8 protein-coding genes are annotated in these 12961 nt (G+C 50.2%); 4 read left to right on the top strand and 4 right to left on the bottom strand.

Translation table 11 applies throughout. The features are described from left to right. Positions 1–14: 14 nt before the first annotated feature. Positions 15–1217, bottom strand: coding sequence for a DUF1343 domain-containing protein (locus NW212_RS07440; protein WP_258338018.1), 1203 nt, complete (start codon positions 1215–1217; stop codon positions 15–17). A gap of 56 nt (positions 1218–1273) precedes the next feature. Between NW212_RS07440 and NW212_RS07435 the strand changes: the two genes are divergently transcribed. Both NW212_RS07435 and NW212_RS07430 read left to right on the top strand, forming a co-directional pair. After that, on the top strand, positions 1274–1810 hold the full coding sequence (locus NW212_RS07435) for an HD domain-containing protein (protein ID WP_258338017.1): 537 nt from the start codon (positions 1274–1276) through the stop codon (positions 1808–1810). A 101-nt stretch (positions 1811–1911) separates the two neighbouring features. Continuing rightward, the gene (locus NW212_RS07430) at positions 1912–4674 is read left to right on the top strand and encodes a putative LPS assembly protein LptD (RefSeq protein WP_258338016.1); all 2763 of its coding nucleotides are present in this window, start codon (positions 1912–1914) and stop codon (positions 4672–4674) included. On the opposite strand, the gene NW212_RS07425 is transcribed toward NW212_RS07430, so the two are convergent. Further along, the gene (locus NW212_RS07425) at positions 4661–5398 is read right to left on the bottom strand and encodes a nucleotidyltransferase family protein (protein WP_258338015.1); all 738 of its coding nucleotides are present in this window, start codon (positions 5396–5398) and stop codon (positions 4661–4663) included. The genes NW212_RS07430 and NW212_RS07425 overlap by 14 nt on opposite strands. Positions 5399–5403: 5 nt before the next feature. Continuing rightward, the gene (locus NW212_RS07420) at positions 5404–6834 is read right to left on the bottom strand and encodes a phosphotransferase (protein WP_258338014.1); all 1431 of its coding nucleotides are present in this window, start codon (positions 6832–6834) and stop codon (positions 5404–5406) included. A gap of 314 nt (positions 6835–7148) precedes the next feature. Here NW212_RS07420 and uxuA point away from each other — a divergent pair, with 314 nt between their 5' ends. Continuing rightward, positions 7149–8339: a mannonate dehydratase gene (gene uxuA, locus NW212_RS07415; protein ID WP_258338013.1), complete on the top strand. Its 1191-nt coding sequence runs from the start codon at positions 7149–7151 to the stop codon at positions 8337–8339. 82 nt (positions 8340–8421) lie between these two features. Here uxuA and uvrA read toward each other — a convergent pair whose 3' ends face one another. Beyond that, on the bottom strand, positions 8422–11199 hold the full coding sequence (gene uvrA, locus NW212_RS07410) for an excinuclease ABC subunit UvrA (protein WP_258338012.1): 2778 nt from the start codon (positions 11197–11199) through the stop codon (positions 8422–8424). A gap of 112 nt (positions 11200–11311) precedes the next feature. Here uvrA and NW212_RS07405 point away from each other — a divergent pair, with 112 nt between their 5' ends. After that, a complete protein-coding gene (locus tag NW212_RS07405) occupies positions 11312–12811 on the top strand; it encodes a glycoside hydrolase family 10 protein (RefSeq protein WP_375337966.1) in 1500 nt (499 codons plus the stop codon). The last annotated feature ends 150 nt before the right edge of the window (positions 12812–12961 follow it).

Genomic DNA, 12961 nt, shown 5'->3' with positions numbered 1-12961 from the left:
GGCTGAAGATAAACTTAAAGAGCGTTTGATCCTTCTTCGTAAAGCAGGTATTTTTTCCTCATCTCCTTGTACGCTTCGAGCTTTTCTTGCCAGGCTTGGCGGATTTCATCCTCTGTTTTTCCTTGGATGATGTCCCGGCGCACCTGGTCTGTAGCCATCAGCAGGTCGAACCAGTGGGGACGGGAGAAGAACTTGCTGCCACAGCCGGCTTTTTGGTACAGATGATACATCTGCAATACATATTGCAGCGTAAGACCTTTCGGCGGAGCGGTTTTCCGTAAGTCTGTTCCCCTGCATGTTTGTCCTTTGTGGAGCGGATTCTTGTCGAATCCGGGCAGCGGACGGGGCGTGAATGTGAAGTCCAGCGTCTTGTCTTCGCATTTGTCCAGGCAAGGGCTTCCGATGACTTGAAAGGGGAACAGTGTTCCTCTCCCTACGCTTACCGACGTGCCTTCGAACGGGCAGAGCGACGGGTAGAGCGCGACAGACAGGTCGTTCGGAAGGTTGGGCGACGGCTTGACCGGAAGAGAATAGGGCTGCCCGTGCTTCCATCCTTCAACGGGGATGACAGTGAGCCGGCATTGCTTTCCTTGTCCCAGCCAGCCTTCTCCGTTGATCATCCGGGCAAGTTCGCCCGTCGTGCATCCGTGGAGCAGGGGGATGGGAAGCATTCCGACAAAGCTTCTGTATTTCATGTCCAGCACAGGGCCGTCCACACAGTCGCAGGGATTCGGGCGGTCGAGCACGATGACCTCCTTTCCGTTTTCCGCACAGGCTTGCATCACATAGTAAAGGGTGCTGATGTATGTGAAGAAGCGTGCGCCAACGTCCTGCAAGTCGAATACCACTGCATCGGTCTTGCTCAGCTGGTCGGGTTGCGGCTTCTTGTTCTTTCCGTAGAGCGAAACGACGGGAATGCCCGTCCGGGTGTCTTTTCCGTCGCGGATGGTTTCTCCGGCATCGGCCTTTCCTCGTATGCCGTGTTCCGGAGCGAAAAGCTGTACGATGTTTATGCCCTGCCGGATCAGCGTGTCGGCCAGGTGGACTTTGCCGCAAAGGCTGGTGTGGTTGACCGTTAAGGTGACGCGCTTGTTGCCGACAAGCCGGACGAGCGTTTCCAGCTGTTCCGCTCCTGTGCGGATTTGGGCGGTCAGCGCTGACGGGAGCAGGAGAATGCCTAATGCTAGAATTGTGCAGATTCTTTTCGGATTACTCATGGAATTTTTGTAGCTTTGTGTACATTAACAAAGATAAGAATAAAAACTGAATCATCATGAATCCATTGGCGCTGATTGACAAATATTATCCGGAAAACAATGAGCTGAAACACATCCTGCTGGTGCATAGCCGTTCGGTGGCCGACAAGGCTCTGGCTATGGCGGAAAAACATCCCGAGCTGAAGCTTGACCTGCAGTTTGTAGAGGAAGCTGCCTTGCTGCATGATATTGGCATTTTCAAGACGGACGCCAGTGACATTTATTGCTTCGGCTCCTATCCTTATATCTGTCACGGATATTTGGGAGCCGATTTGATGCGTGAGGAGGGGTATCCTCGCCACGCGCTGGTATGCGAACGCCACACAGGTGCCGGCATCACGCTGGAAGCGATGGACGAACAGAAGCTGCCTCTGCCTCATCGGGAGATGGTGCCGGTTTCGCTGGAAGAACAGTTGGTGTGCTTTGCCGACAAGTTTTATTCCAAGACCCATCTCGACCGGGAAAAAACGGTTGAGAAAGCTCGCAAAAGCATTGCGAAGTACGGCGAGGACGGTGTGGAGCGTTTCGACAGGTGGTGCAAACTTTTTCTATAGGCTGATGCGGTGTACTAAAAATACTTTAAAAACAGAAGCGATGAAGTTTATTTGGCAGATATTGTTTACTTTTGCACCGCGCATCGTGTAAAAAGACGGTAATGACATCATTGAAAAAAACAACATATCTACTGATAGCCCTGTTCCTGCTAGGTTTCTTCTGCTCGTTTTACGCCGAGGCCCAGCGCGTGAAGAACAGAAGACTGCGGAGGTCTGCCGGAAAAGAAGTGAGGGCGGATTCAGTGCGCACTGATTCCTTGTTGCTCGATTCTTTGGCACTCGATTCGCTGGCTGCTGATTCTTTGGCTGAAGATACGGCAAAGAAGAAGGAGCCGCTGGATGCGCCTGTCATCTATGAGGCGAGCGATTCGATTGTCTTTACAAAGGAGGGATACGCTCACCTGTACGGAGAAGGGAAGGTGAATTATCAGAATATCGAACTGACTTCTGCCGTGATCTCCATGAATATGGACAGCAGTACGGTCTATGCGCACGGTGTGGAGGATACGGCGGGCGTGGCTACCGGACTTCCTGTCTTTAAAGACGGAGAAACCCCGTACGAGTCGAAGACAATGCGCTATAACTTCAAGACGAAAAAGGGATTCATCAACAACATCGTGACTCAGCAGGGAGAAGGATACGTGACCTCGGAAGAGGGAAAGAAGGGTGCTGACGATGAGATCTATATGCGCCACGGAAAGTATACAACATGCGACAATCACGATCATCCGCATTTCTACATGAAGCTTTCGATGGCTAAAGTGCGTCCCAAGAAAAATGTGGTGTTCGGACCGGCTCAGCTGGTCGTAGAGGATGTGCCTTTGCCGATAGCCGTTCCGTTCGGCTTTTTCCCGTTCAACAGCAGCTATTCGTCGGGGTTCATTATGCCGACTTACGGTGACGAAATGAACCGGGGCTTTTATCTGCGTGACGGTGGGTATTATTTCGCCATCAGTGACAAGATGGACCTGAAGGTGTTGGGCGAAATCTTTACCAAGGGGTCGTGGGGACTCTCTGTCGCTTCAAACTATAACAAGCGTTATAAATACAGCGGTTCGTTCAATGCCAGCTATCTGGTGACCAAGACCGGTGAAAAGAACATGCCCGACTATGCTGTGTCGAAAGACTTCAGGCTTCAGTGGAGCCATCGGCAGGATGCAAAAGCCAATCCGAACAGTTCGTTCTCGGCAAGCGTGAACTTTTCTACCAGCAGCTACGACCGTTCAAGTCTGAGCAGCTTGTATAATCCGCAGGTCTACGCGCAGAACACAAAGGCTTCGAGTGTGAGTTATTCGCGTACCTTCTCCGAAATCGGATTGAGCATATCGGGAACATTCAACATTACGCAAAACACCCGTGACTCGTCCATCAACATGACATTGCCGGACGTGAACATTTCTTTGAACCGTATCTACCCGTTCAAGCGGAAGAAGTCGGTCGGAGATGAAAAATGGTATGAGAAGATTTCTCTGCAATATACTGGTAGCATGACGAACAGCATCAGCACGAAAGACAATCTGCTGTTCAAGACTCCGCTCACCCAGTGGGACAACGGTATGCAGCACCGCATCCCGATTTCCGCAACATTCAACCTGTTTAAGTATATCAACATTGTGCCTTCGTTCAACTATACGGAGCGTTGGTATCTGCGGAAAGTAAAGCAGAGCTACGATCCCAACCCGAACTCAAGGGATCATGCGCGCAGGGATACCATTAACGGCTTCAACCGTGTGTGGGACTATAACCTTTCGTTGCAGATGAACACCAAGCTGTATGGTATGTACAAGCCGTTGTTCATGAAGAGCAAGGAAATTCAGATACGCCATGTCTTTACGCCGACTGTCAGCTATACTTATACGCCGGATTTCGGAAAGAAAAAGTACGGTTATTATGACACTTACACCTATACCGATGAAAACGGCGAGGTGCAGACGGTAGAGTATTCGCCTTACGAAGGAGCCGTCTACAGCTATCCGGGAAAAGGCATGTCACAAAACATCAGCTTTTCGGTTGACAACAACATTGAAATGAAGTTCCGGTCCGACAAGGATTCCACGGGATACAAGAAGGTCAGCCTGATCGACCAGTTGGGGGCTTCGCTGTCATACGATGTAGCCAACAAGCGCTGGAGCGACCTGAGCATGAATCTTCGTCTGAAGCTCACCAAAAGCTATACCTTTAACATGAACGCCTCGTTCGCCACTTATGCGTATGAGTTTGATGAAAACGGGAATGTTGTTGTGGGCGACCGTACGGAGTGGTCATACGGTAGGTTCGGCCGTTTCCAGGGATATAGCGGTTCGTTCTCTTATACGCTGAACAACGATACGTTCAAGAAACTCTTCGGGAAAAAGGAAGATAAGGAGAAAGAGGGAAAGGAAGAGGACAATGTGGATGAAGAGAGCGATGAGGAAGCAACGGAAGAAACCGACAACAAGTCGAACATGCGCAAGACAGAAGCGGCAACAATCGACTCGGACGGTTATCTGGCGTTCAAATTCCCCTGGAGCATCAGTCTGAGTTACAGTTACAGTATCCGTGAAGACCGCACGAAGAAAATCAACATCAAGAAGATGCGTTATCCCTATTCGCTGACGCATTCGCTCAACGTATCGGGTAACTTCAAGATAGGAAGCCGCTGGAACATGACGTATTCTACGGGTTATGACTTTACATCGAAAGAAATGTCAATGACGACGCTCAATATTACGCGCGACCTGCACTGCTTCAACATGAGCTGCGGTCTGGTGTTCGGTCCGTTCACTTCGTACAACTTCTCAATCAGAGCCAATTCAAGTATGCTGACTGACGCTCTGAAGTGGGACCAGCGAAGCAATACGGGAAGTGCCGTTACATGGTATTGATGAATTGTTCAGCCTGAGCCAATGTTTCGGGCTTTCCGATGTCAATCAGCCGGAGGTCTTTGTCGAAAAATCCTTTCAGCGTCGCATGCTGGCAGTTTTGCAGATAGAAATCCATAATCGAAAACTTTCCTTTCCATTGTTCGTTCATGTAGCGGTAAATGGAAGGCGAAAGCACGTGTATGCCGCTGAAGGCATATGCTTTGTATAGTCCGGGTGTGCATACGAACCCTTCGGGCTTTGTTTCTCCTGTTTGCTTGTTGATCCATCCTTTCAAGACGTTGTTCCCGTCAAACAGCAGGTAACGGCTTGTTGCGCGTTGGCTTACGAGCAATGTTGCGTCGGATCCTTCTTTCAGATGGTGCAGATAAAGATTCCTTAAGTCTGTATTTGACAGAATGTCTACATTGTGTACGAGAAAAGGCTCGTTTCCCTGAAAAAAGGCAGACGCTTTTCTGATACCTCCTCCTGTATCAAGCAGCTGGTCGCGTTCGTCGCTGATATGAATGTTCAGTCCGAAGTTTCCGTTGGCTTGGAGGAAGTCGATGATCTGCTCCCCAAAGTGATAGATGTTGACCACTATTTCCGTAAATCCGGATGCTTTCAGCTTCAGGATGATATGTTCGAGCATTGGATGTCCGTTGACCTTGACCAGTGCCTTCGGCGTATGATCAGTGAGCGGTTTGAGCCGGGTTCCAAGTCCGGCTGCAAATATCATGGCTTTCATAAGACTTATTTTGATTCGAAGAATTGTTCAATGTGCTGTTCTCTGTGGATAACACGGACGTTGACGTTGAATTTCTGGTATAGATGTTCTGCCACGTGCTGTGCGGAATAGACTGAGCGGTGCTGCCCTCCCGTGCATCCGAAGCAGACCGACAAGTGGGTGAATCCCCGCTCGATAAAACGCTTTACGTGTGCCTCTGTCAATGCGTCTGCATGGGCAAGAAAGGCAGTGATCTCTCCGTCATCTTCCAGAAAACGGATGACTGGCTCGTCAAGTCCGGTCAGCTGCTTGTATTGTTCGTAACGTCCGGGATTGTGTATCGCCCGGCAGTCGAAAACATATCCTCCTCCGTTTCCGCTTGTGTCTTCGGGTATTCCTTTCTTATAGGAAAAGCTCATTACGGTGACGGTCAGTTTCTTTTTGTTTCGTTCGTAACAGAATTGGGGAAGCTCCACCATTCTGCGGAGTGTGTCACAGAGGTATGGATATTCGGCGAATCCCTCTTCCAGCAGTTGCCGTAAGTTCTCGACGGCAAAAGGGACACTTTCTATGAAATGTGCCTTTTGTTCGAAATGGCCTCTGAAGCCATAGGTTCCCAGCACTTGCAGCGTGCGGAACAGGACGAAATGGCGCAGGCAGGATGCAAACTCATCTTTTCCTATGGGCTTGTAAATTTGAAGTGCGTCCAGATACTCATTTGTCAGATGCTGCCGGACACTGTTTGGAAAGTTTGCTTTTGCCTGCCACAGAAAGGAAGCCACATCATAGTAGAAAGGCCCTTTTCTTCCTCCTTGGAAATCGATGAAGCAGGGTTCTCCGTCCTTTATCATCACATTCCGGCTCTGAAAGTCCCGATACATGAACGTCGGTTCGGAAGCCGCTTTCAGCAATATGCCGCACATGCTTTCGAAGTCATCTTCGAGTGCGTTTTCTTCAAACTCCAGCCTTGTTGTCTTCAGAAAGCAATATTTGAAATAGTTCAGATCCCACAGAATGCTGCGCCGGCTGAATGATACGGGAGGGTAACATTTGCTGAAATCCATATCCGCTCCTCCCTTGAACTGAAACTCCGGAAGCAGGCGGATGGTTTTTTCAAGCAGATTCATCAGGCCTGTGTCTGCGTTTTGTCTGTGCTGCGCCTGCTGTATGAGCTGAAACAGCAAAGTATCTCCCAGGTCTTCCTGCAGGTAATGGAGCCTGTCGTCAGAAACGGCATAAACTTCAGGTACGGGAAGGCCTTTCTTCTTGAAATGCTCTGACATGTAGATGAATGCCGCATTTTCTTCCGGTGAGGTGCCGCAAACGCCGATGCATTGGAAAGAGCCTTTCAGCCGGTAGTATTTCCGGTTTGATCCGGCACCGGGCAGCGGCTCTGCTGTTTCGGGAAACTTTCCCGTGTATTTCTGATAAAGCAGTTTTAAGTTGTCAGTATTCATAAAGTCGGATGATTGATGTTCAAAGATACAACATTCGGTTTGAATATTCTTTTTTATGGGCATATATTTGGAGGCATTTGAATTTTCCGGTGAAGTTTTCCGCCGGAATTGTCACATTTTGGAGCGCAGATATTGCTGGTTGTCTTCATGCAAGAGATTTTCTTATTTCGATTTTGTTTTGCTGCAAAAACCCATTACTTTTGTATCGCCCGTGCAGCAGTAAGAAGAAGGCCGCCATTGTTCGGTGGAGGAAGAATCCCGCTGCCGGCTGACAATTGATTCAAAGCATTATATAATATAAAAGGAATTTAGTTATGATGGAAAAAACATGGCGTTGGTTCGGCAAGAAGGATAAGATAACCCTTCCGATGCTCCGTCAGATAGGAGTGGAGGGGATTGTTACTGCCTTGCATGATGTGCCGAACGGTGAGATTTGGACGGAAGAAGCTATCAACGACCTGAAATCGTACATTGAATCGTACGGGCTGCGCTGGTCGGTGGTGGAGAGTCTTCCGGTGTGTGAAGCGATCAAGTATGCCGGTCCTGAGCGTGAGCACTTGATCGAGAACTATAAAGTAAGCCTGGCCAACTTGGGAAAATGCGGCATTAAGACCGTCTGTTACAATTTCATGCCTGTTATCGACTGGGTCCGTACGGATCTGGCTCATCCTTGGGCCGACGGCAGCACATCGCTTTATTACGATCGCGTGCGTTTCGCTTATTTTGATACAAAGATTCTTCAGCGTGCCGGTGCAGAGGCCGATTACACGGAAGACGAGCTGGGCAAGGTGGCAGAGCTTGACAAGGTGATAACCGAGGCTGAAAAGGACGAACTGATCGATTCGATTATTGTCAAGACGCAGGGATTTGTGAACGGAAACATAAAAGAAGGCGACAAGAATCCGGTAGCAATCTTCAAGCGCCTGCTGGCTTTATACGACGGCATCGACCGTGATGCCCTGCGGGAAAATATGCGTTATTTCCTTGCAGCGATTATGCCTGTATGCGAAGCGTACGGAGTCAATATGTGCGTGCATCCTGATGATCCTCCTTTCCAAATTCTGGGACTTCCGCGCATCGTGACCAATGAAGAGGACATTGCCTGGTTCTTGAATGCAGTGGATAACCCTCATAACGGCTTGACTTTCTGTGCCGGTTCGCTGAGCGCGGGCGAGCACAATGATACCCGTGAACTGGCGCGTAAATTTGCAAAGCGCACCCATTTTGTGCATCTGCGCAGTACAGCCGCTATGCCGGGAGGCAACTTTATTGAGAGTTCACACCTGGAGGGCAGGGGCCATCTGATTGATCTGATCCGTATTTTTGAAACCGAAAAGCCGGGCTTGCCGATGCGTGTCGATCATGGCCGCACGATGTTGGGTGACGAAGATAAAGGCTACAATGCGGGATATTCGTTCCACGGACGTATGCTGGCACTTGCTCAAGTGGAAGGCATGATGGCCGTAGTAGACGATGAACTGAAAAACGGTCTTCTGAAAGTGTAAGATGTAATGATAAATCAGCGTGCGGGGCGCAGAAAGGTTTTTCTTTTGAAAGCTTTTCTGCGCCCCTCCTTTCTGCGGATGCTTATTTTTCCGCCAGTTTCTCTTTCAGAAACTGTCCCGTATAAGATGCTGCACAGTTGGCAACTTCCTCGGGTGTGCCCGCTACAACCAGATTGCCTCCCATCTCTCCTCCTTCCGGACCGAGGTCTATTACATAATCCGCGCACTTGATTACATCCATGTTGTGCTCGATGATAACAATTGTATGTCCGCGGCTGATGAGCGCGTCAAACACACTGAGCAGCTTCTTGATGTCGTGAAAGTGAAGCCCTGTGGTCGGTTCGTCAAAGACAAATATGGTGGGCTGAGCCTTTTCTATGCTCAGGAAGTAGGCCAGTTTGACCCGCTGGTTTTCGCCTCCGGACAAAGTGGACGACGATTGTCCCAGTTTGATGTATCCTAATCCCACGTCCTGAAGGGGCTGGAGCTTTTTTACAATTTTCTTCTGGTTGTGTTCCGTAAAGAATTCGACAGCTTGGTTTACGGTCATTTCCAGTATGTCGTAGATGTTTTTCCCTTCATATTTTACTTCCAGCGTTTCTTTCTTGAAACGTTTGCCGTGGCACGATTCGCATTCCAGCACAAGGTCGGCCATGAACTGCATTTCTACCGTCACTGTTCCTTCTCCTTTGCATTCTTCGCAGCGTCCGCCTTCTGTGTTGAACGAGAAATAGCCGGCTGTATATCCCATCTGTTTCGACAGAGGCTGTTCGGCAAACAGCTTGCGGATTTCATCGTAGGCCTTGATGTAGGTCACCGGATTGCTTCGCGAGGATTTGCCTATCGGATTCTGGTCGACGAACTCGATATCTTTCACTTGCCTGATATCGCCTTCCAGCGATACAAATTCTCCCGGGCGGTCGCTGGCTTCGCTGTATTCGCGCTTGAGTGCCTTGTAGAATATGTCGCGCACCAGCGTGCTTTTTCCCGATCCGCTCACTCCTGTTACCACGGTCATGACATTGAGGGGGAAACGGACATCGATTCCTTTGAGGTTGTTTTCCCGCGCTCCCTTTATTTCAACGTAATTGTTCCATGAGCGGTGTGTCTTGGGGCATTCGATGATTTCTTCGCCAAGCAGGTATTTTACGGTGTAGCTGTTGCTTCCCGGTTGCAAGTCCTTCATATCTCCCTGATACACAATCTCTCCTCCCAGTCGTCCGGCTTTCGGTCCGATATCGATGATATAGTCGGCGGCGCGGATAATTTCTTCGTCATGTTCCACAACCACCACGGTATTGCCCAGCTGCTGAAGTTGGCGGAGCACCTTTATCAGCCTGGCTGTATCGCGGCTGTGCAGGCCGATGCTTGGTTCGTCGAGGATATAGAGCGAGCCTACCAGACTGCTTCCCAACGATGTGGCGAGGTTGATGCGCTGGCTTTCACCTCCCGACAGCGTGTTGCTCAGCCGGTTCAGCGTAAGGTATCCCAATCCCACATCGTCGAGAAAGTTGAGCCGGCTGGTGATTTCGTTCAGCAGGCGTTTGGCTATGGTTTGGTCGTGTTCGTCCAGATGCAGTGTCCGGAAGAACTCTTTCAGCTCGTATACGGGCATCTCAACCAGTTCGGAAATGTTTCTTCCGCCTACCCGTACATAGTTGGCTTCTTTTTTGAGCCGGCTGCCATGGCAGGTGGGACACTGCGTTTTTCCTCTGTATCTGGCCAGCATCACCCTGTACTGGATTTTGTATTGGTTTTCTTCGAGCATCTTGAAGAACGAGTCGATGCATGCTTTCTCGCGCGGCCCGTGCCAGAGGTAATCTTTCTGTTCCTGTGTCAGTTCGTAGTAGGGCGCGAAGATCGGAAAGTCGTGGGCGGGAGCTTCGCGGAGAAATTCGTTGAGCCATTCTCCCATTTTCTCTCCCCTCCAGCAGAGCACGGCACCGTCGTATACGCTCAGTGCCCGGTTGGGAATGACAAGATGTTCGTCGATTCCGATGATTTTGCCGAATCCCTCACAAGTGGGGCAGGCTCCGATGGGGGAGTTGAACGAGAACATCTGGTCGGTGGGCTCTTCAAACTTTATTCCGTCGGCTTCGAATTTGGTGCTGAACGAATGAAGCTCGGTTGTCCCGTCGGGCAGGTAGAAACGCAGCAGGCAGGCACCGTCGCCTTCGTACATCGCCGTTTCTGCCGAGTCTGTGAGCCGGCTCATGGCATCCTTGCTGTCATCGCAGCTCATGCGGTCGACCAGCAGATAGACGGTGTCTTTTTCGTTATAGGCATAATCTTCGATGCGGGTCATTTCGCCGTTCACTTCCAGTCGGGTAAATCCCTGCTTCATGTCCATTTCAATCTGCTCGGAGAAAGAGCGTCCCTCGCGTGGAAGGATGGGCGTGAGCACCGTATAGCGCATCCCTTTCGGGTGTGCCAGCATGCAGTTTACGATGTCTTCGGGGCTGTCCTTCTTCACCAGTTTGCCGCTGACGGGCGAATAAGTCTTTCCGATGCGTGCAAACAGCAGGCGGAGGTATTCATAGATTTCGGTCGAAGTTCCTACGGTGGAGCGCGGGTTGCGGCTGATAACCTTCTGTTCGATGGCTATGGCTGGCGGGATTCCCTTGATGAAGTCGCATTCAGGTTTTCCCATTCTTCCCAGAAACTGGCGGGCGTATGATGAAAGGCTTTCCACGTAGCGCCGTTGCCCTTCGGCGTAAAGCGTGTCGAAAGCCAGTGATGACTTTCCGGAGCCCGACAGGCCGGTGATGACTACCAGTTTGTCGCGCGGTATGTCTACGTCGATGTTTTTCAGGTTGTTTACCTTTGCTCCCTTGATGGTTATGTAGTTGCTTTCCGACATGATTTTTCTTTCTTGATTGAGATGCAAAGATAACCACTTTTTTTAGATTTCTCTGTATTTTGGTTATCTTTGCCGCGCGTTAACAGGTGTATGAACCAATAAAAATATAAAGATGAAACTAAGAAACTTGTGGCTCGCAATGGCGTTTGTATTCGGCATTTGCGCAGCGTATGCTCAGAATGGATCCCCGAAGCGTGAATTCCGCGGCGCGTGGATTCAGTGTGTGAACGGACAGTTTCAGGGAGTGCCGGCCGAGCAGATAAAGAAAACTCTGGAAAGCCAGCTCGACAACCTGAAAGGGGCGGGAATCAATGCCATTATCTTTCAGGTGAGGGCGGAGGCCGACGCTTTGTATAAATCTCCGTACGAACCTTGGAGCCGTTTCCTTACGGGAGTGCAGGGAAAAGCTCCTTCTCCGGTATGGGACCCTCTGCAGTTTATGGTGGAGGAGTGTCACAAGCGCGACATGGAGATTCATGCCTGGATCAATCCGTATCGCGCAAAGACCAAAGGGACAACGGCGCTTTCGCCTCTGCATCCCTATAACAAGCATCCCGAGTGGTTCGTTGAGTATGCCGGCCAGCTGTATTTTGATCCGGGGCTTCCCGAATCACGCAAGTATATCTGCAAGATTGTGCGCGACATCGTGACCCGTTATGACATCGATGCCATCCACATGGACGACTACTTTTATCCTTACCCCAATGCGGGAGAGAAGTTTCCGGACGACTTGAGCTTTGCGGCATACGGACGCGGATTTACAGACCGCGGCGACTGGCGCAGGGACAATGTGAACGTGCTGATAAAGGAGATTCACGAAACGGTGCGTGCTGCCAAGCCGTGGGTCAAGTTCGGCGTTTCGCCGTTCGGCATCTATCGGAACAAGAAAAGCAACCCCAACGGAAGCAACACAAACGGCCTTCAGAATTACGACGATCTCTATGCCGATGTGCTGCTGTGGGTGAACAACGGCTGGGTGGACTACAATATACCTCAAATCTACTGGGAAATCGGTCACCCCGCGGCCGATTACGAAACGCTGATCCGCTGGTGGGCGAAGAATGCGGCGGCACGTCCGCTGTACATCGGGCAGGATGTGGTGCGGACGGTTACCAAGCCGGACCTGATGAATCCGAACCAGAGTCAGATTCCTGCCAAATATAATTTGCAGCGCTCGCTTCCCGCGGTGCAGGGGAGTTGCCAGTGGTATGCAGCCGCAGTGGTTGAAAACAAGGGCAATTATCGCGACATGCTGGCAAACAAATACCATAAATATCCTGCGCTATGGCCGGCTTCGCCCTTCATGGACGATGAGGCTCCCAAGAAGGTGAGGAAACTGAAGCCGGTATGGACGGCAGACGGTTACATCCTGTTCTGGACCGCCCCGAAAGCAAAGCACGAGATGGACGAGGCGAAACATTATGTCGTATACCGTTTCCTGCGGAAGGAGAAGGTAAATCTTGACGATCCTTCCCATATCGTTGCCATTACGCATAACGAGTTTTACAAGCTCCCGTACGAAGACGGCAAGACAAAATACCGGTATGTGGTGACTGCTCTCGACCGCCTGCACAATGAGTCGAAACCCGTATCGAAGAAGATAAAATTATGACAAATGATGCCGGCAAAAAAATGAGCCGTCATCTTGATTAAAATGAGCCGTCATCTTAATTAAAATAACCCGTTATCTCAAATCAGATGACGGGTTATTTTTTTGTATGCTCGGCATGAGTATTAGCTAACGGGTGCAAGTCCCCAATGA

This window comes from Bacteroides sp. ET225 (genome assembly GCF_024733745.1).
GTDB lineage: Bacteria > Bacteroidota > Bacteroidia > Bacteroidales > Bacteroidaceae > Phocaeicola > Phocaeicola excrementipullorum.
The sequence above is the reverse complement of the archived record's forward strand: the minus strand, read 5'-3'. Positions and strand labels throughout refer to the sequence as shown.

Bases quoted from the DNA above. Each gene is read 5' to 3' on its own strand.
- NW212_RS07440 (WP_258338018.1), bottom strand. From the start codon at position 1,217: ATGAGTAATCCGAAAAGAATCTGCACAATTCTAGCATTAGGCATTCTC.
- NW212_RS07435 (WP_258338017.1), top strand. From the start codon at position 1,274: ATGAATCCATTGGCGCTGATTGACAAATATTATCCGGAAAACAATGAG.
- NW212_RS07430 (WP_258338016.1), top strand. From the start codon at position 1,912: ATGACATCATTGAAAAAAACAACATATCTACTGATAGCCCTGTTCCTG.
- NW212_RS07425 (WP_258338015.1), bottom strand. From the start codon at position 5,398: ATGAAAGCCATGATATTTGCAGCCGGACTTGGAACCCGGCTCAAACCG.
- NW212_RS07420 (WP_258338014.1), bottom strand. From the start codon at position 6,834: ATGAATACTGACAACTTAAAACTGCTTTATCAGAAATACACGGGAAAG.
- uxuA (WP_258338013.1), top strand. From the start codon at position 7,149: ATGATGGAAAAAACATGGCGTTGGTTCGGCAAGAAGGATAAGATAACC.
- uvrA (WP_258338012.1), bottom strand. From the start codon at position 11,199: ATGTCGGAAAGCAACTACATAACCATCAAGGGAGCAAAGGTAAACAAC.
- NW212_RS07405 (WP_375337966.1), top strand. From the start codon at position 11,312: ATGAAACTAAGAAACTTGTGGCTCGCAATGGCGTTTGTATTCGGCATT.